Origin of the sequence: Alcanivorax sp. HI0007 (assembly GCF_001635525.1) — a bacterium.
Lineage (GTDB): Bacteria > Pseudomonadota > Gammaproteobacteria > Pseudomonadales > Alcanivoracaceae > Alcanivorax.
Genome location: NZ_LWEJ01000209.1, coordinates 14873 through 35889 on the forward strand (window position 1 = coordinate 14873; position 21017 = coordinate 35889).

Genomic DNA, 21017 nt, shown 5'->3' on the forward strand with positions numbered 1-21017 from the left:
ACATCTTTTCGCTTATCAGGATAGGAGGGGGCGGATAGCGGGTCTGTTGGCACAGCGGTGCAACTTGGTGAGACAAATCACGGGTTTTGTATCTGAGTGTAAGACGCGACTGTCGCGCCCCGGCGATGCCGGGGCGCAACCGGTCAGGGTTCCAGGCGCAGCAGGGCACCATTGTTGCTGTCGGTGAGGAGATACAGGTAGCCGTCGGGCCCCTGCCGTACATCGCGGATCCGGTTGCCGGCGTCTTCCAACAGGCGAACTTCCGAGACCGGCTTGCGGCCGTCGAAGGCCACCTTGTTCAGGTGGGTCAGCTTCAGGGCGCCATGCACGGTGTCACCCTGCCAGTCCGGGTAGCGATCGCCGGTCACAAAGGCCATGCCGGAGGGGGCGATGGACGGGGTCCAGTGCAGCAGGGGCTGAGCCAGGCCATCCTGTCGGGTGTCACCGATGCTGGGCCCGTAATACTCCCGACCATAGGTGATTTCCGGCCAGCCGTAGTTGACGCCCGCTGCCACCGCGTTGATCTCGTCCCCGCCCCGGGGGCCGTGCTCGTTGAGCCAGGGCTTGCCACTCTGCGGATGCAGGGCCAGCCCCTGGGGATTACGGTGGCCCCAGCTCCAGATGGCGGCAGCCTTGCCAGGCTGGTCGGCCAACGGGTTGTCATCGGGGATGCGGCCATCGTCGTGCAGACGCAGTACGCTGCCGGCCGGGTCCGTGGTGTCCTGGGCCCGGTCCCGTTCCCCCCGGTCGCCCACGGTGACAAACAGGTAGCCGTCGTTATCAAACAGAATGCGCCCACCAAAATGTTTGGCGGTATTGGTGCAGGCTTTTTCGGCCACGTAGATATCGCGGAAGTCTTTGAGGCTACCCTCCCGGTAAGTGCCATAGCCCACCGCTGTGGTGCCGCCATCGTCACCGCAGGGTTTGGCATAACTCAGGTACAGGCGCTGGTTGTCGGCAAAATCCGGATGCGGCATCACATCGAACAGCCCGCCCTGGCCTTTGGCGACCACCTGCGGTACTCCGCTGACCGGATCGTCCTGCAGGGTGCCGTCCACCAGCCGGCGCAGGGTGCCGCGCCGTTCCGTGATCAGCCATTCTTTGTCTGAAACAAACGCCAATGACCAGGGATGGTGCAGGCCATCGGTGAGTGTTGTGGTGGTAACGCTGTCATTGCTTTGCGGGGACAGGGTGGCGGCGTTGTCGGCACAGGCGCTCAGGCTCAGAGCGGTGAGGGTAACGGTGATCAGTGATCGCATGACGGACTCCCTGGTTCGGACTGGCTTGAGCATGCCACGCCCGGCGTGAAGGGTGAAACATCGTCACTGGCGCTGGCGTTTATGGCTCACCATCCAGGCCAGCGCAACAGGCAGCAGAAAGACCACAAAGAAAATTGGTAACTCAGCCATAAAGGAATACCCGGCGTGGACAATGCCGACGGTCATATTGATGGCCGAAGCGATAAACCAGAGCAGGGCGAAGACGGCGAGCAGGTGGTGTTGCAACCAGGGGATCAGGCGGGCGGTCAGCGCCAGTACGGCGAACAACAACAGCCCTCCGAGAATGACAGTCAGCGTATGCATGGGCGGCTCCCAGTCGAAAGCGCGGCAGGCACGTTATGTGCCCGCCTTGAGTGTGTCGCTGGCACTAGCGGGTAGTGTAGCCGCCATTGGGGAAAATTGTCTGGCCGGTGATCCACCAACCTTCCGTGGCCAGGAATTTGATGATGGGGGCGATGTCCTCGATTTTGGTCAGGTCCCCGTTCATGGCCTGTGACTTGTGGTAGGCCACCCGTTCCGGGGTTTCCTGTCCGTAAAAGAAGGGGGTGTCCATGGGGCCGGGGGCCACCGCGGAGACCGAGATACCACGCCCACCGAATTCCTTGGCGGCGGCACGGGTGAAGTGCTCTACCGGTGACTTGCCGCCGGCATAGGTGGAGTAGCCATCGGTAAAGGCGGCGAGCAGAGAGGTGAGTACAGTGACGATCTTGCCATTATCGTTCAGGTGTTTGCCCGCTTCCTTGATGAAGAAATAGGCGGACTTGGCATTGATGTCGAACATGGAGTCGTATTCTTCTTCACTGGTTTCCACGATCGGTTTGCGCAACACCTTGCCCACGGTATTGATGGCCACATCGATGCCGCCGAACTTGTCCTTGGCTTCCAGAAACAGTGCTTCCACGTTGGCCGGCCGGGTCAGATCGCCCTGGGTCATGTAGGCCTCGCCACCCAGGTCTTTCACCGCCTTGACCGTGTCTTCTGCATCGGCGCGGCTGGCATCGCTGTTGTAATGCACCACGACCTTGGCGCCTTCGCGACCGATTTGCCGGCTCAACAGGCCGCCCAGGTTCTTGGCGCCGCCAGCAATCAACACTACCTTGTCCTTGAATCCGTAATCCGTCATCAGTCTTGCTCCTGCTCGTTAAGGTGTCGACATTGTCGGCAGGCTTGGCGTGGGCATAAACCGGTGTAAGCTGACAGCATATGTCGAAAATAACGAACAATGGAAAAGCATGGACCGTCTCGAAAGAATGCATATCTTTGTCCGGGTGGTGGATTGCCTGAGTTTTACCCGGGCGGCGGAGAGCCTGGAAATCCCCCGTTCCACCGTGTCCACGGCCATCAAGGAACTGGAGGCCGAGATGGGCGCGCGTCTGCTGAACCGCACCACCCGGGCCATCAAGGTTACTGAGGAGGGCCATTTTCTCTATCAGAAGGGCGTGACACTGTTGCAGGATTATGAACAGTTGCAGGGGGCATTTGTGGCCAATGATCGCCGCCCCCAAGGCAAGCTGCGCATCAATGTGCCCGGGCGTCTGGGGCGACGGATTCTGGCGCCGGCGTTGCCGGATTTCCTGAATCGTTACCCGGATATTGATATCCAGATGGGGGTCACCGACCGCGCGGTGGATCTGGTGAGCGAGGGCGTGGATTGCGTGATTCGGGTGGGGGAGCTGACAGACAGCAACCTGATTGCCCGGCCGCTGGGAAGCTTGCCGCTTTGCAATTGCGCCAGCCCGGCCTATCTGGCCCGGTATGGCCGACCGGCCACCCCGAAGGATCTGTCATCCCACCCCATTGTGGCGTTTGTGTCGTCGATGACCGGCAGGGTGGAGAGCTGGGAATATCGTCAGGGCGACCGCCTGGAGAGTGTGCCGCTGCCGTCCCGTGTCACGGTGAATACCGCAGAAGCGCTGATCGCCTGTGCCCTGGCAGGGCTGGGGATGATACAGGTGCCCCACTATGATGTGCGCCACCATCTGGACTCTGGCCGCCTGGTCAGCGTGCTGCCGGACGCCGTGCCGCCCCCCATGCCCATCACCCTGTTGTATCCGCACCGGGAACATATGACCCGACGCCTTGAAGCCTTTATTGACTGGGTCGTGCCGGTGCTCAAAGACAAGGTGCTGGGGATGGCGTAGTCAGGCTTGGCGAACTCCGGCTTATTCCCCTGAGGGTCCAGGGTAGACGCCGATGCGAGTCAGCACCTCTTCCCCCGGGAAACCATCGGCCACCAGATCATTGGCCTGTTGGTAGCGGGCGATGGCCTTGCGGGTGCCGGGGCCCATCAGGCCATCTTCTTCGCCGGCGTCAAAGCCCTGTTCGTTGAGGATGCGCTGCAGGCGGGTGACCTGCTTCCGGTCGAGGCGTGGCGCCTGCGGGGGTGCCTGTGACAGGGGGCCGGCGCCGGCGATGCGGTCCGCCAGGCGGCCAACGGCGATGGCGTAGGACTCGGAGCGGTTCCAGCCCATGATCACCCGGAAGTTGTGGTAGGCCAGAAAGGCCGGCCCCTGGTGGCCCGCGGGTACGATCACCGCCGCTTCCATTTCTGCAGACGGCAGGGGCTGGCCATTGGGCAGGGTCAGGCCCAGCTCTGCCCAGTCGGCGAGGGGGCGTTTGTTGCCGAAGCCGGTGAGCTGGTAGTCGAAGCCTTTGGGCAGTCGGACTTCCCGGCCCCAGCGTGCTTCCCGTTCCCAGCCCAGTGCCTGCAGGAAATGCGCGCCGGAGGCGAGGGCGTCCTCGGTGCTGCCCCACAGATCCCGGCGACCATCGCCATCGTGATCCTGGGCGTGTTTGAGAAACACGGCCGGCATGAATTGTGTCTGGCCCATGGCGCCGGCCCAGGAGCCTTTCATCTGCGAAGCATCCACATCACCGGCCTGCAGAATGCGCAGGGCATTGAACAGCTCGCCCTGAAAATAGTCTCCGCGACGGCCTTCGCAGGTCAGTGTCGCCAGGGCATCAAGGGTGGGGATATTGCCCAGGTAGCCGCCATAGTTGGTTTCCAGCCCCCAGAAGGCCACCAGGTAATGGCCGGGGATGCCATATTCCCGGGTCAGGGTGTCGAGCAATGGACGATGGCGGCGGTATTTCTCGCGACCTTTTTCGATCCGTTGCTCGCTGACGCGACGGGTAAAGTAGTCGGCAAAACTGCTGGTGAATTCCGGCTGGCTGCGATCCAGTTCCACCACTTTTTCATTCAGCTTCACATCATCCAGGTGCTGGCTGATCACCTGGGCCGGTAGCCCGGCTTCCAGTCCGGCCTGGCGCAGTTTGCTGATACACATGGCGAAACTTTCCTGATCCAGTGCCAGGGCGGGATGGCTGAAAAACAGGAACAGGGAAATCAGGAAAAAACGGGTGGCCATGGAAACTCCGAAACCGAGGCAGGGACATCAATATCAGGCAGTTTACGACGGCCCTGCCGGGGTTTCATCGGGAGAATTGCAAAATTGCCGCCGGGTTCAGGGGGTTTCCTCCGGGGCCTCCCAGTGAATGGTCACGGTCTGTTTGCCCCACTCCCGGGCGTCGGCCCGATCGGCCATGAGAATGTCGATTTTGTCGGTCCAGCGTTTGTTCATCTTGTCGAGCACCACATAGGTGCCCAGGCCTTCCACTTCCACCTCGGTGCGATGGGTAAGGCCCTTGGGAATAAGATCACGGGATACGGCGATGGCCTTCATGCCGGGTTCCAGTTGATCGCCCCAGGCCGCAAGCCCCACATTGCCCTTCTTGGTTTCCGCTTCCGACAGGGTGTACGCAGTGGCAGTGACTTCCTGGCTTATGGTGTTGTCGCTGCAGCCGCCCGCCAGGAAACCGAGCAGACTGATGCCGAGTACGGGAAAAAAGCGTGTTTTTATCATGGGATCCCCTTTCCAGATTGACACCTTACCGTGTCAATCCGGCTGTGAAGGGGGCATGAAAATGATGTTAGGCGGGCGTTTCGTGTATTTCCCGGCGGACCCGTACGGCGGTGGAGCGGGCACGGATAATCCGCCCCCGGGCTTCACTGTGGGCGCGACTGAAGGCGGCGCCGAGCAGCAGGATCATGGAGGAGTAGTACACCCACATGAGCAGGATCACCAGCGAACCGGCGGCCCCATAGGTGGAGGCGGTGGCGGTGTGGGAAAGATAAAAGCCGATCAGGGCGCGGCCTATGGCAAACAGCACGGCGGTCATCAGCGCGGCAGGGGCCACGTCTTTCCAGCTCAGTACCACATCTGGTAGCAGGCGAAAGATCATCCCGAACAACAGGGCAATAACGGTAATGGAGACCATGACCTCCAGTCCCAGGGCCACGCTGGCATGGAAGGGAATCCAGTTTTCCGCGTAGACCATCAGGGTCTGTACGGCCACGTTGAGAAGCAGGGATACCAGCAACACAAAACCCAGTGATACCACCACGGTCAGTGACAGCAAGCGGCTCTTTATCAGGGCCACCACGGTATTGCGCGAGGGCCGTGGCACCACTTCCCAGATGGCATTCATGGAGCGTTGCATCTGGGCGAACACGGTGGTGGCACCGATAATCATCACCGTCAGACTGAGGAACCCGGCTAGAATCCCCTGGCTGGGGGCCCGGGTATTCATGATGGCATTGCGGATTTCTTCGGTGGCGGCGGGGCCGACGGTGGCTTCCAGCTGGCCGAGAATTTCCGCCATGGCGGCTTCGCTGCTCATTACCAGGGAAATCACTTTCACCGCCAGGATGATGACAGGGGCAATGGAGAACAGGGTAAAGAACGCCAACGACCCGGCATAGCTGGCGGCGTTGGCTTCCAGCCACAGGCGCAGGGTGTTTTTGAGAATGCCGAACCAGTAGAGAAAGGTGTCTTTCATCGTTGCCTGTCATCAGCGAGTGTTCAGGCAGTGTAGCGGGGGGGAGAGACGGCTGCCAAGATTTCACCGTAGGAGCGTCGCTGGCGGCGCGATAAAAAGCGTTAGAAGAATACGTCATCACAGAGTTCGCTGAGGAAAAATGGGTTTTCTCTGCGACCTCTGTTGTGAAAGTGTTTTTGATCTTGGGCTGGTTATCGCGCCGCCAGCAACGCTCCTACGGCAAGGTGTGTCAAGCCGTAGGAGCGTGGGGCTGCTAATGCAGCTTCAACCTCGGCCGTACCAGCTTGTTGAAACGCCCGGCGATCAGCAGCATGATCGTTCGCGGCCAGCCATACAGGGCGGCCTGGTGCATGCGATACAGGCTGATGTACATCATCCGCGCCAGCCAGCCTTCCACAAAGAAGTTGCCGCCTTTCAGGTTGCCCATCAGCATGCCCACGGAGCTGTAATTGGACAGCGAAACCAGCGAGCCATGGTCCTTGTAATGGAACGGTCGGGGTTCGCGTTTCATGATCAGCTGCTGAAGACTGCGGGCGGTGTGCTGGGCCATCTGCTGGGCGGATTGGGCCCGTGGCGGGATGGGCCGCTCTTCCCCTTCCGGGATCAGGAACGCCGCATCGCCGATGATGAAGATATTCTTGTGGCCCTTGGCCTGCAGGGTTGGCTCCACTTCCACCTGATTGATGCGATTGGTGGTCAGGCCTTCAATCTGGCCCAGCCAGTCCGGGCATTTCACCCCGGCCGCCCATACCAGCAGGTCCGCCTTGATGGGGTCGCCTTCCTTGGGCACCAGGGCGTCGGGGGTGGCTTCGGCCACCATGACGCCGGTGCGTACCTTGACACCCAGGGACTCCAGACGCTGGGTGGCGGTGGCGGACACCCGCTCGCTGAGCACCGGCAGAATCCGCGGTGCCGCTTCAATCACGTCCACCTGCAGGTGTTTGCGATCCAGTTTTTCGTGGCCGTAGAAGTTGAGCATGGACACCGCATGGTGCAGTTCTGCGGCCAGCTCCACGCCGGTGGCACCGCCACCCACAATGGCCACGGATACCGGCTTGCCCTCGTAGTTGGCATGCAGGCAGGCATTCAGGAAGCGCTCGCGAAAACGCTCCGCCTGGGCCCGGCTGTCCATGAACAGGCAATTTTCGCGCACCCCGGGGGTGCCGAAATCGTTGCTCTGACTGCCAGTGGCCAGCACCAGATAATCGTAGGGCAGTTGCCGTTCCGGCAGGACTTCCGAGCCGTGGTTGTCATGGAGGGGGGCCAGCGTCAGGGTCTGGGCCTGCACGTCCACCCGGGTCATGGTGCCCGGCTCGAAGCGATAATGGTTCAGCTGGGCGTGGGCGCGGTAGTCCACCGCATCCAGGTCCGCATCGATGGCGCCGGTGGCCACTTCGTGAAAACGCGGTTTCCAGACATGGATGCTGGAGGAATCCACCAGGGTTACGTCCGCGTGGCCGTATTTGCCGAGCTTGCGGCCCAGGCGGGTCACCAGGGGCAGGCCGCCGGCGCCACCGCCGACGACAACAATTCTGGGTTTGCTCATTGGGGCTCCTGTTGGGCTAACCCATTGGGGTTGCCAGTCAATCATATCCACCTTGGCGGTGAACAGGTCCGGGTTAAAGGAGTCACGGAGTGCCGCTTGCGGACTCAGTGGCTCATCAATGAGGCAGAGCCCTTGTGGGGCAGGGAACGATGACGGCTGTCATGGCTCCGGAGGTGCAGTCTAGCCTTTGTGGTAAACAAGTCCAGACCAGGTGTTTCCTTTTTGCCTTCCCGGGTGGGCGGGTCTGCCCACCGGGCGGCAATGAAAAAGCCCGCCGGTGGCGGGCTTTTTCAGTGATCCTTGCGGATCAGGCCTTGGGGCCAGCGGCGCGGATCTCGTCGGACACGTCCGCATACTTCTCGGCAAAGTTCTTCTCGAACTGTTCCGCCAGATCGCGGGCGCGGGCCTCGTAGTTTTCCGGGTTGGCCCAGGTGTTCTTGGGCTGCAGCAGCTTGTTGTCCACCCCGGGAACGTTCTTGGGCACGTCCAGGTTGATGATGTCCAGATGCTCGGTTTCCGCATTGTCCAGCTCACCGGACAGGATCGCGTTCACGACGCCACGGGTGGTGGGGATGCTGAAACGCTCACCTTCGCCGTAGGGGCCACCGGTCCAGCCGGTGTTCACCAGGTAGACGGTAGAGCCGAATTCTTCCATGCGCTTGATCAGCAGCTCGGCGTACTCGCCGGCACGACGGGGGAAGAAGGGGGCGCCGAAGCAGGTGGAGAAGGTGCTCTTGATGCCGCCACCGGAACCCATTTCGGTGGAGCCCACCAGGGCGGTGTAGCCGCTCAGGAAGTGGTAGGCCGCCGCTTCCTTGGACAGCTTGGACACAGGCGGCAGGACGCCGGTCAGGTCGCAGGTCAGGAAGATGATGTGCTTGGGTTCGCCGGCACGGTTGGCTTCGACTTTCTTGTCGATGTTTTCCAGCGGGTAGGCGGCACGGGTGTTCTGGGTCAGGGACACGTCGGTGTAGTCGGCGGTGCGGGTCTCGTCATTGATGATGACGTTTTCCAGTACCGCGCCGAACTTGATGGCGTCCCAGATCACCGGCTCGTTCTTCTGGCTCAGGTCGATGCACTTGGCGTAGCAGCCGCCTTCGATGTTGAAGACCACGTCCTTGCCCCAGCCGTGCTCGTCGTCACCGATCAGGTAACGGGCCGGGTCGGCGGAGAGGGTGGTTTTGCCGGTGCCGGACAGACCGAAGAACAGGGCCACGTCGCCGTCTTCGCCCACGTTGGCGGAGCAGTGCATGGGCAGCACGTCTTTTTCCGGCAGCAGGAAGTTCTGCACGGAGAACATGGCTTTCTTCATTTCACCGGCGTAACGCATGCCGGCGATAAGGATCTTGCGCTGGGCGAAGTTGAGGATCACACAGCCGTCGGAGTTGGTGCCGTCACGCTCCGGCTCGCACTGGAAGTGCGGGGCGTGCAGGATCTGCCACTCTTCCTTGCTGCGCGGGTTGTATTTCTCCGGGCGGATGAACATGGTGTTGGCGAACAGGTTGTGCCACGCGGTCTGCGCGGTCACTTTTACGGCCAGGTAATGATCGGTATCTGCGCCCACATGCAGGTGGGAAACAAAGGCATCGGCGTCGGCCACGGCAACGCTGACACGATCCCACAGGGCATCGAACTTGTCGGCGGGGAAGGCGCGGTTGATGGCACCCCAGTGGATGTGCTCGCTGGTGCTGGGCTCGTCAACGATGTAGCGGTCCATGGGGGAGCGGCCGGTGCGATGACCGGTTTCCACTACCAGGGCGCCGGTGTCGGACAGGCGGCCTTCGTTGCGCTGAACTGCCAGCTCTACCAGCTGGGCCGGGCTGAGGTCGTTATAAACAATCGGGTCGGTCATGGTTATTCCTGGGCTTGTGGCCGTGCCGTTTCAGCGTGTATGGGCGCCGAAACTCTGGTTCGCATTGCGGATAACAGTGCCGGTCTCGTGCCCGTTACTGCCACCGGGCAAGACCAAAAGGGACCGGGGGATGGAACCTCCAGTCAGCACAGGCGCGCGATTATGCCAGAAAAGGAAATCAGTGGCGATTCCCCCTTGGACCGGGCAGTCACGGCGCTGGGGGCAATTAATAGTTAATAATGAATAATGAATAGTTGCGCGGGGTAGCTGGGCCTTGTCTCGGAGCGCAAGAGGCCGCGCCCGGGCTATGGGCGCGGCCTCTTGCGTTTCAGGTGAGACAGAATAAAACCGCGACGTTATTAATTATTCATTATTCACTATTAATTGCTTTCCCTGATCATCCCCGCCAGATCCACCGCATCGAAGCGCTCCTGGTTGCGGCAGAAATCGCAGGTCAGGGTCACTTCGCCGTCCTCGTCGAGCAGCATCTGCAACTCGTTGCTGCCCAGGGAGATCAGGGCATTCCGGTTGCGGTCCCGGGAGCAGGTGCAGCCGAATTGCAGGGCCCGGGCCTCGGGGAGTTGCGGCGGGGTGTCGTGGAACAGCCGGTGAAGGATGGTCTGGTCGTCCAGGTTGAGCAGCTCTTCCATTTTCAGGGTGCCAGCGAGGGCTTCCAGGTGCTCCCACATCTGCGCGTTGGCGTCGCTGCTGGCCAGCTGGTTGGGCAGTCGCTGCAGCAGCAGGCCGGCGGCCCGGTTGTTGCCGCTGGCCAGCCAAAGACGGGTGGGGAGCTGCTCGGACTGGCGGAAGTAGGCTTCCAGGCACTGGGCCAGGGAGTCACCGGCCAGGGGGACAATGCCCTGGTACTGTTTGCCCTGGTCCGGGGTGATGGTGATCACCATGTTGCCGTCACCGATCAGGGTCTGGATGTCACCCTGGCTCCAGTCCTGGCCGTCACTGTGACGGGCCAGGGCGCGCAGCTCACCCTCATTGGTGCATTCGGCCAGCAGCAGGGATACCGGGCCTTTGCCCTGGGCCTGCAGCGCCAGACGTCCCTTGAATTTCAGGGTGCTGGCCAGCAAGGCCACGGCGGCCACGGCTTCGCCGATCAGCCCCTGTACCGCCAGGGGGTAGTTATGCCCTTCAATAATACGGGTGATACTGCTTTCTACCTGCACCAGTTCGCCGCGGATATCGGAGTCGGGAAAGAGAAAGCGTTGTTTGTGGTCTTGCATGGTTAAGTCCTGACAGCTGTCGGTGCCTTTAATAGTCGCTCTATTAATGGGGGCGCCCTGGCGGTTATTCCAGGTTGTCTCTCTTGAAACGCTGGATATCCCGGCGCTCCTTCTTGCTGGGCTTGTGGTCCGGTGCGGCGGTGGCGGCCCGAGCCAGTTTGCGCTGTTCACTGCTCTGGTCCCGCCGCTGGCGGCTTTGTTCGGTCTCCTGATAAAGGGTCTGGGCCACGCTGGCGGGGCCGCGTTTGCTGCTCAAGCCTTCGACGACGACCTCGAAATGTTCCGTGCCCTTGGTAATGGCGATGGTCTGTCCGGGTTGCACATTCTTGCTGGGTTTGGCCTTGCTGCCATCGATCTGGATCTTGCCGCCTTCGATAGCGGCCTTGGCCAGGCTGCGGGTCTTGAAGAAACGGGCCGCCCACAGCCAGGAGTCGATGCGAACGCTCTCGCTCATGGCATTCCTCTCAAGGTAAAACCTGCAGAAAATCATCGATGGCCGGGAAGGGGTCGGTGTGATCCCGCTTTGGCAGGCTGGAATCCGGGTGCAGGATACTCACCGGCTGACCGATGCCATAGAGCTGGGCGCTATGCAGTACCGGCAGGGAGTCATCCACCAGCAGGGCACGGGCCGGGTCGAAGGGCAGGTGGCGCTGCAAATGTTGCCAGAATGCCTGGGCTTCCTTGGCATGGCCATAGTCGTGGCTGGAGACGATCTCATCGAAATAGCGGTCGATGCCGGTACGCTCCACCTTTAAATCCAGGGCATCGCGATGGGCATTGGTGACCATGATGACCTGTTTGTCGGACTCCTTCAGGGCCTGCAGAAAGGTGTCTGCGCCGGGGCGGATGGCGATACGGTCGCCGGCTTGCCGTTTCAACCGGGCGATTTCCAGGCCCAGTTCCGCGGTCCAGAAGTCCAGGCAGTACCAGTTCAGGGTGCCCAGATGGCTGGTGATCCAGTCGTGGATGATGCGGTCGGCCTCGGCCCGGTCCAGCCCCTGTTGCCGGGCGTAGCACTCGGGCACATGTTTTTGCCAGAACCAGTTGTCGAACTCCAGGTCCAGCAGGGTGCCGTCCATATCCAGTAACACGGTGTCGACAGAATGCCAGTCAATCATGAATTTCCTGCGTATTCGGGTTAGTCTTCGGCCTCTACATGAACCTGCATGCCGCGAGAGCTGTTACCAATTATGGATGAGAAACCGGAGATTCTCGACACCCGACTGGTGGCGAAAAGCCGGCTGTTCGGAATTGAAGAGCTGCACCTGCGTTTTCGCAACGGGGTAGAGCGCACCTATGAACGCCTGCGTACCCCGCCCATTGCCGCTGTGATGATGGTGCCGTTACTGGACGACGACACGGTAGTGATGATCCGTGAATATGGCGCCGGCACGGAAAGTTACGAGCTGACCCTGCCCAAGGGCGCCTACGAACATGGCGAAGACTGGCGGGATGCCGCCAACCGGGAATTAAAGGAAGAAGCCGGTTATGGTGCTCGTCGACTCACCCTGATGAAGGACATGACCTTGTCGCCCGGCTATATGGGTCACCGTATCAAGGTGGTGCTGGCGGAAGAGCTGTACGAAGAATCCCTGCCGGGGGATGAACCGGAAGAACTGGAAGTGCTCACCTGGAAACTGTCGGATCTGGACCGCTTGATCGAGCGGGACGATGTGACAGAAGCCCGGGTGATTGCAGCGCTGCTGATGGCCAAGCGTTTGCTGGAGCAACGGGGCTGACTCCGGAGCGCCACCAAACATCTGCTGTGGGGCTTGCCTGAAAGCGAAAGAGTGGCGAGGTACGAGTAACGAGTTTCGAAAACCGGTTTTGCCTTTCGCAACTCGTTACTCGTACCTCGCATGAGTGTCAGCAGGCTGGCGCCTACAAGTACTAATTTTGAACGATAGGAAATCCGAAATGACCGACCTTAATACCCTGCTGGACCCGCTCGCCGAGATTGCCCGTGAAGCGGGTGATGCCATTCTGACGGTGTACGAGCGTGACGACCTGGGGGTGGAAACCAAGGATGACAAGTCGCCGATTACGGAAGCGGATATGGCGGCGCACAAGATCATTGAAGCGCGCCTGCAGGCGCTGACGCCGGAGATTCCGGTGTTCTCTGAAGAATCCGGCGGTATTGCCTATGCCGAGCGCAAGGGCTGGCCCCGTTTCTGGCTGGTGGACCCGCTGGATGGCACCAAGGAGTTCATCAAGCGCAACGGCGAGTTCACCGTGAACATTGCCCTGGTGGAAGGGGATACCCCGGTACTGGGTGTGGTGCATGTGCCGGTAACGGCGGTGACCTATCTGGGCGGCCGCGGTGTCGGTGCCTTTAAAGAGGAAAAGGGCGAGCGCAAGCCGATCCAGTGCCGGGCCCGCACCACGCCGGTGGTGATGGTGGCCAGCCGCAGTCACGGCGGGGAAGCGGTGGAAAAACTGGAAGCCTTTATCCGCCAGGAAGTGGGCGAGGTGGAGCGGGCCTCCATGGGATCGTCACTGAAGCTGTGTCTGGTGGCGGAAGGCAGTGCGGACATTTATCCGCGCCTGGCGCCCACCAGCGAATGGGATACGGCCGCCGCCCACGCAGTGGTGACCGCTGCCGGTGGCGTTGTGGTCAATACCGTCTTTGAGCCATTGCAGTACAACAAGGAAGACATTCTCAATCCGCACTTTCTGGTGTTGGGACAGAGCATCGAAGAGTGGCGCTTTATCGCCCCGGCGATCGCCGGGTAAGGGCTGGGATCATTATCGAAATTGCCGGAAACGTCGGGCTTTGTACCGTGCGGGTTGGGGTGCGATAACCGGAGTATCGAGTGGCGAGAAACGAGTTTCGAAGATCAAATTGCTTAAACCCGGAATGGCAGGTTTTCGCTTCTCGTTCCTCGTATCGCGCAACGGCTTTTCGCGCCGCGAGCGACGCTCCCACGGTGGGGTGTGGACAGGTTGGCGATACGGCAAACCAATAAGGAGTTTCCATGAGCACAATGCGTGAACTGCGATTTGTCAGCGATGGCCAGTCCTGCCGCGGGGATCTTTATCTGCCTGAAGGCGACGGTCCCTTCCTGACTGTGGTCATGGGCCACGGTTTTGGTCTTACCAAGGACTGTGGGCTGGCGCCATTCCGGGATGCTTTTTTGAACGCCGGCCATGCGGTGTTTCTGTTCGACTACCGGCACTTCGGTGAGAGTGAGGGCATGCCCCGCCAGGTGTTGTTGCCCAACCGGGAAGTGGCGGACTGGCAGGCGGCGCTGGCCTGTGTGCGTAAGCAAGAGGACGTGGACAACCAGCGTATCGTGTTGTGGGGAACGTCTTTTGCCGGTGGTTTGGTTACGACCGTGGCGGCACGGGAGCCGGATGTGGCCGGTATCATTGCCCAGTGTCCGATGATGGATGGTCTGGCCTCGGTGATGGAGGTAATGCGTTATGCGGGGGCAGGGCAGGCCATGAAAATGACGGGCCTGGGCCTCTGGGATGTGGCCAGCAGCATGCTGGGTCTCGGACCGCGCATGTTGCCGTCTGCCGGCAAGCCCGGTGAGTTGGCCGCCATGTCCAGTCATGATGCCTACGACGGCTATACCGCGCTGATGCCGGCGGGGGTTCCCAATGAAGTGGCTGCCCGCATTGGACTGGTTCTGCCCATGTTCCGGCCAGTGACCCAGGCGGCAAAGGTGACTTGCCCGGCGTTGGTGCTGATTTGTGAGACGGACACCGTGGCGCCGGCGTCCGCCGCCGAAAAGGCTGCTGCCGCCATGGCGAACGCGACAGTGAAGCGTTACCCGGTGGGCCATTTCGATATCTATCAGGGTGAGGCCCGGGATATCAGCCTGGCGGATCAGTTGGAATTTCTTCAGGGCCTGTAGGGCAGGCAAGTTGCAAGTTTCAAGTTGCAGCGCGAATTAGTGCCGCTGCTGACCGTAACGCATGAGGCCGCGCCCATTGATTGGAGCGCGGCCTCATGTTTTTAAAATCAAGGATAAGTTTATGGCGCGTTGCAGCTTGAAGCTTGCAACTTGCCACTCTTAAAACGGCAGCAAGGCCACCAGATCCAGCGTCAGTTGATCGGCGGCCACCATGGCGCCGGTGGCAATCATGCTCAGGTTGATGCAGGGCAGGATCAGACCAATGGCGAACAGGTTGACCATGCCGGGCTGGCGGATGCGGCCGCTCCATAGCAGCAGGCTGATAATCACGGCGCAGGAAATCGGTATCCACAGCCAGGTGTGTGAGACGAACATGTCCCCGAAGGCAGTCAGATCAATCATGCCGGTACCCTTATAATTATAGTGTTTCATCCATCCCCATGTGCGCCGTTCCCCTATGGCGCGCAGGCAGTATGCAGAAGTGAGCAGCGCAGCAATGTGTATGACATCACAAATTGGTGATGGCACGATGATATTGGATCTTCCGTACCACTTTATTATGAAAATCGGAGAGTAGAGGCGGTCCCGTCATCGGCATTGCGGTTCTGCCAGCAAACCGGTGTCATGGAAAGTAAACCCGCTGTTTATGCTGCCTGAGCCAGCCCGCCCGTCTCTAGCGGCACTTTTCCCCGTCTCCAGGGCCAATTAACGGCCTGTTTTGGCCTTTTCTCATACCCGCCAGTACGGCTATTCTGTCCGCCAGTTAATTGTGCCATTGATGAATGTCAATGTTTTGCACTGCCGAGACCAGGCAGCCGAAGGGCTGGAGGTAAAAGAAAATGTCTAATAACCACGTTGATGTACTGATTATCGGTGCCGGCCTTTCCGGTATCGGGGCAGCTTGCCATCTGACCCGCAAGAGCCCGAATCGCAGCTATGCCATTCTGGAACGTCGCGAACGCATTGGTGGCACCTGGGACCTGTTCAAGTACCCGGGCATCCGTTCTGATTCCGACATGTTCACCCTGGGCTACAGCTTCCGTCCCTGGACCGATCCCAAGGTGCTGGCGGATGGCCCTTCCATTCGTCAGTACGTGGAAGACACGGCGGACGAATACGACGTCAAGAAGCACATCCGCTTCGGTCGCAAGGTGGTCAAGGCGAACTGGTCCAGTGATGACAATCAATGGGTCGTGGAAACCACCAATGAGAAAACCGGTGAGCAGGAAACCTTTACCGCGAACTTCCTGTTCTCCTGCAGTGGTTATTACAACTACGACGAAGGCTACAAACCGGATTTCCCCGGCGAAAAAGACTTCAAGGGCCAGATTGTTCATCCGCAGCACTGGCCGGAAAATCTGCAGTACAAGGGCAAGAAGGTGGTGGTTATTGGTTCCGGTGCCACCGCTGTAACGCTGGTGCCTGCCATGGCCAAAGAAGGGGCAGAAGTGACCATGCTGCAGCGGTCGCCCACCTATATTGCCACCGTGCCGGAAGTGGACCCGATTTCCGTGGGTATGCGCCGTTTCTTGCCGGATATGCTGGTCTACAAACTGTCCCGGGCCCGGAATATCGGTCTGCAGCGCCTGGTGTACAAGCTGTCCAAGCAGCGTCCCAAACTGGTCCGTCGCGCCTTGCTGGCGGCGGCCAAACGCCAGCTTGGCGATGATGTGGATATGACACATTTCCGCCCTAACTATAACCCCTGGGATCAGCGTCTGTGTGCAGTGCCCAATGGCGACTTGTTCAAGACCGTGCGTCGGGGTGAGGCCGATATCGTTACCGATCATATCGAGCGTTTCACCGAGAACGGGATTCTGCTCAAGTCCGGTCAGGAGCTGGAGGCGGACATCATCATCACCGCCACCGGGCTGAATATTCAGATGCTGGGTGGCGTGGAAGGTACCATCGATGGCAAGGCCGTAGAGCCTCGCGAATCACTGGTCTACAAGGGCATGATGCTGCGTGATGTGCCGAACATGGCGCTGGTATTCGGCTATACCAATTCCTCCTGGACCCTGAAAGCGGATCTGGTTTGCGAGTATGTGTGTCGCCTGCTGAACCATATGGAAAAAACCGGCGCCACAACGGTGATCCCGCGAGACAAGGATAATTGCATTACTGAAGAGAACTTCCTGGGTCTGGAGTCCGGCTATGTCATGCGTGCCGATGATCGTCTGCCACGGCAGGGTTCCAAGCAGCCCTGGATGGTAGTGCAGAACTACCTGGTGGATCTGCCCAAGCTGCGCTATGGCGCCATTGACGACGGTGTGCTGGAGTTCAGCAACTACCAGCCGGTGAAGAAGAAGGGCCTGGTGGCATCCCTGCTGGGGGCGTGATTGACCTTTGCCATTTTCATGCTGAAAGAGGCAAAAGGGTTCCTCCCTTCATAACCTAAAACGCAAGAGGCCGCGCCCGGAACACGGGCGCGGCCTCTTGCGTTTTACCCAACAGCAATACTCATTGCTCAGTGCAACGAACCGGTTATTTCCAGGGCAGCTGATCCATCCGTTGGCGAGCGCTGCTGTACTCCTTTTTGAGTCGTTCAATCAGGTCGCTGGCCGGACCGATCTTCTTGATGGCGCCGATGCCCTGACCACTGCCCCAGATGTCTTTCCAGGCCTTGGAGCTGCCATCGCCGAAATCCATCTTGGACGGGTCGCTTTCCGGCAGGTCATCCGGGTCCAGGCCTGCCGCTTCGATAGAGCTGCGCAGGTAGTTGCCGTGCACCCCGGTGAAGAGGTTGGAATAGATGATGTCACTGGCACTGCTGTCGACGATGGACTGCTTGTAACGCTCATCTGCGTTGGCTTCATCGGTGGCGATAAAGGCGGAACCGATATAGGCCAGGTCGGCCCCCATGGCCTGGGCCGCCAGAATGGCATCGCCCTTGGCGATGGAACCGGAGAGCAGCAGTGGGCCGTCAAACCATTCGCGGATTTCCTGTACCAGGGCGAAAGGGGATTGCGTTCCCGCATGACCACCGGCCCCGGCGGCCACGGCGATCAGGCCATCCGCCCCTTTCTCGATGGCTTTTTTGGCGAAGAAATTATTGATGATGTCGTGGAATACCAGGCCGCCATAGCTGTGGATGGCCTCGTTCACGTCTACCCGCGCGCCCAGGGAGGTGATCACGATAGGCACCTTGTACTTCACGCACATTTCCAGATCGTGTTCCAGGCGGTTGTTGGACTTGTGCACGATCTGGTTCACCGCAAACGGTGCCGCCGGTTGATCCGGGTTGGCCTGGTTCCAGGCGTCCAGCTCTTCGGTGATGCGCTTTAGCCAGACTTCCAGCTCTTCCGCCGGCCGGGCGTTCAGTGCCGGAAACGAGCCGACGATACCGGCCTTGCACTGGGCAATGACCAGGTCCGGGTTGGAGACAATAAACATGGGTGAGGCAACGGCCGGCAGGCGTAGCCGCTCTTGCAGGGATGCGGGTAGCGACATGGTAACTCCTTGTTCAGGGTGAGGGCGCCATGGCGGGCGCCTGCAGGGAAGAAATTACACATGAAAAGACCGGCAATTGCGATGGTTGGTTGCGACGTTGATGGTGATCTGGAAGTCGTCTAGCGATCGCCCGGTGTTTTCAGAAAAGCCAGCAGCCGGGCGGGAAGGCCTGCGGAACGGAGCAGGGGCCGCACATGCATCAGGTCCTGGTGAATGTCCTGGACATTATCCGTCAGGCGATCCACTTGCCGGGTGATACCGTCCACCCGGTATGACAGATCCCGCACCTGCTCGGGCAGGGCGTCCATGCGCTCAATAATTCGCATAATGCGATGCGCCATGATCAGGTATTCCAGTGCGGCACGCACCACCGCAACAATCACCAGCAGTAGCAGCGGTGAAACCGCCAGGGCGATCAGGCCGATGGGGGTGGATATCCAGAAACAGGCGGCAGCGATTCCGAACACGGCCACGGCCGCCCCTGCCACCAGAAGCAGGTAGAAAAGTGGCAGCAAGCGCATGGTCAGGTAGTGTTCGAAACGCCAATCCGCCAGATTGGGAACGAGTGAGGGTGGCCGTTGTAAGCGCTGGTCAGGTTCCATGATGAATTCCTTTTTTTGTCATGGAATTCAGTCTAGAACCGATAACGGTTGGCGCAATTACCGCAGCGCCGTTGCGCCAGGCTGTACAGAGAGTGCCGTGTTTACTTGTCCCCGTCCTTGCTTTCCCCCTTGCGCAGGGAATCCAGCAGTCGGGCGGGCAAGCCCGCGGATCGCAGCAGGGGACGAAGCTGGATCACGGTGCCATGGATGTCTTCCACCTGGCTGGTAAGCGCCTCTACCCGGCCCTCGACTTTGGCGACCTGGTCGGGAAGCGCTCTCATACTTTCCACGATGCTCATGGTGCGATGGGCCATGACCAGATATTCCAGTGCGGCACGGACGATGGCGACAAACACCACAAACAGCAGAGGGGATAGCACGGTGGCGGCAAGCCCAAACCACAAGGAGCTGGAGTAGCTGGCGGCCACCAGAAAACCCACCAGCAGCAGTGCGCCGATAATCATCAGCAGATACAACAGAGGCAGCAGCTGCATGGACAGATAACGATTGAACTGCCAGTCCACCATTTGCAGGATTTTGGATTGGTTCAGTTTTTCCTGGTTGAGCATGGACACCCCCGACGGCCATCAATTTACTTTATTGTTGCCGGCCTCCCAGGCTATTCCTACCCATAGATTGTAATGCTCTGTTATAGATTCCGGCATGGCAGACCAGAGATCCGGGGGAAATGCCAGGCAAATCGTGTCCTATCTGCTGGCCTAAATCCGAACACGTTTCCCGGTTTTGGCGGGGGAAGACAAATTGTCTCTTCGCAGGGGTGATGAGAGGCTGGCGCCGGCATCGGTGAATGGCAGGTTTGAATGGCGCCGTTTCGATGCTTTTTCTCATTAAAATCAGCTTGTTGCTGATTATTTCTTGGCGCCATTCCGTCCAGTCTTTTATGCCTTAGATGTCTGGATTCAGCAAGCGGAAGGGGCGGTAGGAGGCAGGGCGAACCGAATTGAACCCGAACAAGCATTCGCTTTATTGTGTCACCCGTCAATGTAACAGTAGTGCGCGCCGATCTGTTTCCCCGGTGCGCAAGATTATCGGCTTTGCCCCATTGGACAGGTGACCAAATGACCACTGCAACGATTCATTCATATGTGCCGAAAAACGCCAAGCAACGGCCCGAGATGCCGATCCGCCATATGGATTTTCAGTTCGATGGCAAGCAGCTTGACGATACCTTCTTCAGAAACACGGAGCTGGCGTCGGCATACTTCGAAGCCTTGTCCATCTTTCTGACCTTTGGCGAAGATCTGGTGATTGATACCGCCCGCCATCACCGTCAGTTTGTGAAAGATCCGGAGCTCAAGCGTCTGGTAACCGCCCTGATCGGCCAGGAAGCGATTCATTCCAAGATGCACAATGAGTTCAATGATGTGCTGGCCCAACATCGTTTCCCCGTGGGGCTGTATCGTTTTCTTGCCGACAAGGTGTTTGAGCACGGCTTCAAGAAACTGCCCAACCGCATGCAGCTGTCCTTGATGGCGGGCATTGAGCATTTCACCGCGGTGCTGGCGGAATACATGATGAAGCACGAAGACATCTTCTATGAGTCTTTCGACGAGAAGCAGCGTGCCCTGTGGATGTGGCACATGCTGGAAGAGTCAGAACATAAAGATGTGGCCTACGACGTGTTCCAGGAATTGTCCGGCGACTATGCCCTGCGTATGCAAGGCTTTGCCCTGGCGGCCTTCACCATCGTTTTCCTGATTCCGGTTGCGGCATCCTTGATTCCAATCATGCGCAAGCCGCGCAATCTGTTGAGCCCGCGTTACTGGAAGGATGTGCAGCGCAGTCTGGCAGTCATGGTCGGGCCCAAAGATGGGGTGTATGGCAGCACCATCAAGCATATTCTCGATTACACCCGCCGCGATTTTCATCCCAGTGACCACGACACCAGTGCGTACCTGGAGTACTACAAGGAAAAGCTGCTTAACCCGAAAACCGGGCTGTTGGCGCCTTACCTGACAAAGGAATTCGTGCCGGGCAAGCGTGCCTGAACGAACACTGAATACTCGACCTGTGAAAGGGATAACAAAATGATGAATATTCTCAAGTTTCGTTCCAGCAAGCCCAGCTATAACGGTTATGCCGTTGTCACCGGTGCCGGTAGTGGTATCGGGCGAAGTTTTGCCCTGGAACTGGCCAAACGAAACACCGCGGTGGTTTGCGCAGATCTGAAACTGGAAAGTGCCGAAGAAACGGTAGCACTGATTGAAAAAGCCGGTGGCAAGGCCTATGCAGTGGCCTGCGATGTGGGCAAGGCGACCCAGGTGAAGAAGCTATCCGAGCAGGCGGAGAAGCTGCTCGGCAACCCGGTTCACCTGGGTCGCCTTGCCCACAT

General features: G+C 59.5%; 22 protein-coding genes. 7 read left to right on the forward strand and 15 right to left on the reverse strand.

All coding sequences use genetic code 11. From position 1 onward, the window contains the following. Positions 1-143: 143 nt before the first annotated feature. The 3 genes from A3714_RS10535 to A3714_RS10545 all read right to left on the reverse strand — a co-directional run bounded on the left by A3714_RS10535 (position 144) and on the right by A3714_RS10545 (position 2403). Positions 144-1259 carry a PQQ-dependent sugar dehydrogenase gene (locus tag A3714_RS10535; protein ID WP_063508354.1) on the reverse strand — a complete coding sequence of 372 codons (1116 nt, stop codon included), beginning with the start codon at positions 1257-1259 and terminating at the stop codon, positions 144-146. A gap of 63 nt (positions 1260-1322) precedes the next feature. Beyond that, positions 1323-1583, reverse strand: coding sequence for a hypothetical protein (locus tag A3714_RS10540; protein WP_062815410.1), 261 nt, complete (start codon positions 1581-1583; stop codon positions 1323-1325). A 64-nt stretch (positions 1584-1647) separates the two neighbouring features. After that, positions 1648-2403 (reverse strand): SDR family oxidoreductase, encoded by a 756-nt coding sequence (locus A3714_RS10545; RefSeq protein WP_035246190.1) that lies wholly within the window; start codon positions 2401-2403, stop codon positions 1648-1650. A gap of 109 nt (positions 2404-2512) precedes the next feature. On the opposite strand from A3714_RS10545, the gene A3714_RS10550 reads away from it, so the two are divergent. Next, positions 2513-3421: a LysR family transcriptional regulator gene (locus A3714_RS10550; RefSeq protein WP_062815411.1), complete on the forward strand. Its 909-nt coding sequence runs from the start codon at positions 2513-2515 to the stop codon at positions 3419-3421. 21 nt (positions 3422-3442) lie between these two features. On the opposite strand, the gene A3714_RS10555 is transcribed toward A3714_RS10550, so the two are convergent. The 8 genes from A3714_RS10555 to yrfG form a co-directional block, all read right to left on the reverse strand. Continuing rightward, on the reverse strand, positions 3443-4648 hold the full coding sequence (locus A3714_RS10555) for a lytic murein transglycosylase (protein WP_063508355.1): 1206 nt from the start codon (positions 4646-4648) through the stop codon (positions 3443-3445). Between the two features lie 96 nt (positions 4649-4744). Then, positions 4745-5143: a 3D domain-containing protein gene (locus A3714_RS10560; RefSeq protein WP_103917078.1), complete on the reverse strand. Its 399-nt coding sequence runs from the start codon at positions 5141-5143 to the stop codon at positions 4745-4747. Positions 5144-5210: 67 nt separating this feature from the next. Continuing rightward, positions 5211-6119 carry a YihY/virulence factor BrkB family protein gene (locus tag A3714_RS10565; RefSeq protein WP_063508356.1) on the reverse strand — a complete coding sequence of 303 codons (909 nt, stop codon included), beginning with the start codon at positions 6117-6119 and terminating at the stop codon, positions 5211-5213. Positions 6120-6372: 253 nt separating this feature from the next. Further along, a complete protein-coding gene (locus A3714_RS10570) occupies positions 6373-7665 on the reverse strand; it encodes an NAD(P)/FAD-dependent oxidoreductase (RefSeq protein ID WP_063508357.1) in 1293 nt (430 codons plus the stop codon). Positions 7666-7972: 307 nt separating this feature from the next. Further along, complete coding sequence (locus A3714_RS10575) at positions 7973-9517, reverse strand: phosphoenolpyruvate carboxykinase (RefSeq protein ID WP_062815415.1); 1545 nt, start codon at positions 9515-9517, stop codon at positions 7973-7975. Between the two features lie 380 nt (positions 9518-9897). Then, complete coding sequence (gene hslO / locus A3714_RS10580) at positions 9898-10752, reverse strand: Hsp33 family molecular chaperone HslO (RefSeq protein WP_063509553.1); 855 nt, start codon at positions 10750-10752, stop codon at positions 9898-9900. 64 nt (positions 10753-10816) lie between these two features. Continuing rightward, entirely contained in the window at positions 10817-11206 is a 390-nt protein-coding gene (locus tag A3714_RS10585; protein WP_063509552.1) for an RNA-binding S4 domain-containing protein, read from the reverse strand. Positions 11207-11216: 10 nt separating this feature from the next. Further along, positions 11217-11870, reverse strand: coding sequence for a GMP/IMP nucleotidase (gene yrfG / locus A3714_RS10590; RefSeq protein WP_062815418.1), 654 nt, complete (start codon positions 11868-11870; stop codon positions 11217-11219). A gap of 72 nt (positions 11871-11942) precedes the next feature. Between yrfG and nudE the strand changes: the two genes are divergently transcribed. The 3 genes from nudE to A3714_RS10605 all read left to right on the forward strand — a co-directional run bounded on the left by nudE (position 11943) and on the right by A3714_RS10605 (position 14612). Beyond that, the gene (gene nudE / locus A3714_RS10595) at positions 11943-12491 is read left to right on the forward strand and encodes an ADP compounds hydrolase NudE (RefSeq protein ID WP_063509555.1); all 549 of its coding nucleotides are present in this window, start codon (positions 11943-11945) and stop codon (positions 12489-12491) included. Between the two features lie 178 nt (positions 12492-12669). Then, positions 12670-13485: a 3'(2'),5'-bisphosphate nucleotidase CysQ gene (gene cysQ, locus A3714_RS10600; protein ID WP_063509551.1), complete on the forward strand. Its 816-nt coding sequence runs from the start codon at positions 12670-12672 to the stop codon at positions 13483-13485. Positions 13486-13727: 242 nt separating this feature from the next. Further along, on the forward strand, positions 13728-14612 hold the full coding sequence (locus tag A3714_RS10605) for an alpha/beta hydrolase (RefSeq protein WP_063509550.1): 885 nt from the start codon (positions 13728-13730) through the stop codon (positions 14610-14612). Positions 14613-14771: 159 nt separating this feature from the next. Here the strand turns inward: A3714_RS10605 and A3714_RS10610 are convergent, their stop codons facing one another. Next, positions 14772-15014: a hypothetical protein gene (locus tag A3714_RS10610; RefSeq protein WP_156478229.1), complete on the reverse strand. Its 243-nt coding sequence runs from the start codon at positions 15012-15014 to the stop codon at positions 14772-14774. Positions 15015-15451: 437 nt separating this feature from the next. Here A3714_RS10610 and A3714_RS10615 point away from each other — a divergent pair, with 437 nt between their 5' ends. Beyond that, a complete protein-coding gene (locus A3714_RS10615) occupies positions 15452-16951 on the forward strand; it encodes an NAD(P)/FAD-dependent oxidoreductase (RefSeq protein ID WP_063509549.1) in 1500 nt (499 codons plus the stop codon). Between the two features lie 145 nt (positions 16952-17096). Here A3714_RS10615 and A3714_RS10620 read toward each other — a convergent pair whose 3' ends face one another. The 3 genes from A3714_RS10620 to A3714_RS10630 form a co-directional block, all read right to left on the reverse strand. Beyond that, positions 17097-18062 carry a nitronate monooxygenase family protein gene (locus tag A3714_RS10620; RefSeq protein ID WP_062815423.1) on the reverse strand — a complete coding sequence of 322 codons (966 nt, stop codon included), beginning with the start codon at positions 18060-18062 and terminating at the stop codon, positions 17097-17099. Between the two features lie 119 nt (positions 18063-18181). Further along, positions 18182-18664 (reverse strand): DUF4282 domain-containing protein, encoded by a 483-nt coding sequence (locus A3714_RS10625; RefSeq protein ID WP_062815424.1) that lies wholly within the window; start codon positions 18662-18664, stop codon positions 18182-18184. Positions 18665-18765: 101 nt separating this feature from the next. Further along, the gene (locus tag A3714_RS10630; protein ID WP_062815425.1) at positions 18766-19233 is read right to left on the reverse strand and encodes a DUF4282 domain-containing protein; all 468 of its coding nucleotides are present in this window, start codon (positions 19231-19233) and stop codon (positions 18766-18768) included. Between the two features lie 510 nt (positions 19234-19743). On the opposite strand from A3714_RS10630, the gene A3714_RS10635 reads away from it, so the two are divergent. Further along, positions 19744-20673, forward strand: a complete 930-nt coding sequence (locus tag A3714_RS10635) for a metal-dependent hydrolase (RefSeq protein WP_063509548.1) — start codon at positions 19744-19746, stop codon at positions 20671-20673. A gap of 39 nt (positions 20674-20712) precedes the next feature. Further along, the coding region (locus A3714_RS10640) for an SDR family NAD(P)-dependent oxidoreductase (protein ID WP_156493855.1) at positions 20713-21017 on the forward strand (305 nt) is incomplete at its 3' end.

What these genes read in the sequence shown, in the direction of transcription:
- A3714_RS10560 (WP_103917078.1), bottom strand. Translation starts at nt 5,143, where the DNA reads ATGATAAAAACACGCTTTTTTCCCGTACTCGGCATCAGTCTGCTCGGT.
- A3714_RS10545 (WP_035246190.1), bottom strand. Translation starts at nt 2,403, where the DNA reads ATGACGGATTACGGATTCAAGGACAAGGTAGTGTTGATTGCTGGCGGC.
- yrfG (WP_062815418.1), bottom strand. Translation starts at nt 11,870, where the DNA reads ATGATTGACTGGCATTCTGTCGACACCGTGTTACTGGATATGGACGGC.
- A3714_RS10565 (WP_063508356.1), bottom strand. Translation starts at nt 6,119, where the DNA reads ATGAAAGACACCTTTCTCTACTGGTTCGGCATTCTCAAAAACACCCTG.
- A3714_RS10550 (WP_062815411.1), top strand. Translation starts at nt 2,513, where the DNA reads ATGGACCGTCTCGAAAGAATGCATATCTTTGTCCGGGTGGTGGATTGC.
- A3714_RS10625 (WP_062815424.1), bottom strand. Translation starts at nt 18,664, where the DNA reads ATGGAACCTGACCAGCGCTTACAACGGCCACCCTCACTCGTTCCCAAT.
- nudE (WP_063509555.1), top strand. Translation starts at nt 11,943, where the DNA reads ATGGATGAGAAACCGGAGATTCTCGACACCCGACTGGTGGCGAAAAGC.
- A3714_RS10540 (WP_062815410.1), bottom strand. Translation starts at nt 1,583, where the DNA reads ATGCATACGCTGACTGTCATTCTCGGAGGGCTGTTGTTGTTCGCCGTA.
- A3714_RS10605 (WP_063509550.1), top strand. Translation starts at nt 13,728, where the DNA reads ATGAGCACAATGCGTGAACTGCGATTTGTCAGCGATGGCCAGTCCTGC.
- A3714_RS10585 (WP_063509552.1), bottom strand. Translation starts at nt 11,206, where the DNA reads ATGAGCGAGAGCGTTCGCATCGACTCCTGGCTGTGGGCGGCCCGTTTC.
- A3714_RS10615 (WP_063509549.1), top strand. Translation starts at nt 15,452, where the DNA reads ATGTCTAATAACCACGTTGATGTACTGATTATCGGTGCCGGCCTTTCC.
- A3714_RS10535 (WP_063508354.1), bottom strand. Translation starts at nt 1,259, where the DNA reads ATGCGATCACTGATCACCGTTACCCTCACCGCTCTGAGCCTGAGCGCC.
- A3714_RS10555 (WP_063508355.1), bottom strand. Translation starts at nt 4,648, where the DNA reads ATGGCCACCCGTTTTTTCCTGATTTCCCTGTTCCTGTTTTTCAGCCAT.
- A3714_RS10635 (WP_063509548.1), top strand. Translation starts at nt 19,744, where the DNA reads ATGACCACTGCAACGATTCATTCATATGTGCCGAAAAACGCCAAGCAA.
- A3714_RS10610 (WP_156478229.1), bottom strand. Translation starts at nt 15,014, where the DNA reads ATGATTGATCTGACTGCCTTCGGGGACATGTTCGTCTCACACACCTGG.
- hslO (WP_063509553.1), bottom strand. Translation starts at nt 10,752, where the DNA reads ATGCAAGACCACAAACAACGCTTTCTCTTTCCCGACTCCGATATCCGC.
- A3714_RS10620 (WP_062815423.1), bottom strand. Translation starts at nt 18,062, where the DNA reads ATGTCGCTACCCGCATCCCTGCAAGAGCGGCTACGCCTGCCGGCCGTT.
- A3714_RS10575 (WP_062815415.1), bottom strand. Translation starts at nt 9,517, where the DNA reads ATGACCGACCCGATTGTTTATAACGACCTCAGCCCGGCCCAGCTGGTA.
- cysQ (WP_063509551.1), top strand. Translation starts at nt 12,670, where the DNA reads ATGACCGACCTTAATACCCTGCTGGACCCGCTCGCCGAGATTGCCCGT.
- A3714_RS10630 (WP_062815425.1), bottom strand. Translation starts at nt 19,233, where the DNA reads ATGCTCAACCAGGAAAAACTGAACCAATCCAAAATCCTGCAAATGGTG.
- A3714_RS10570 (WP_063508357.1), bottom strand. Translation starts at nt 7,665, where the DNA reads ATGAGCAAACCCAGAATTGTTGTCGTCGGCGGTGGCGCCGGCGGCCTG.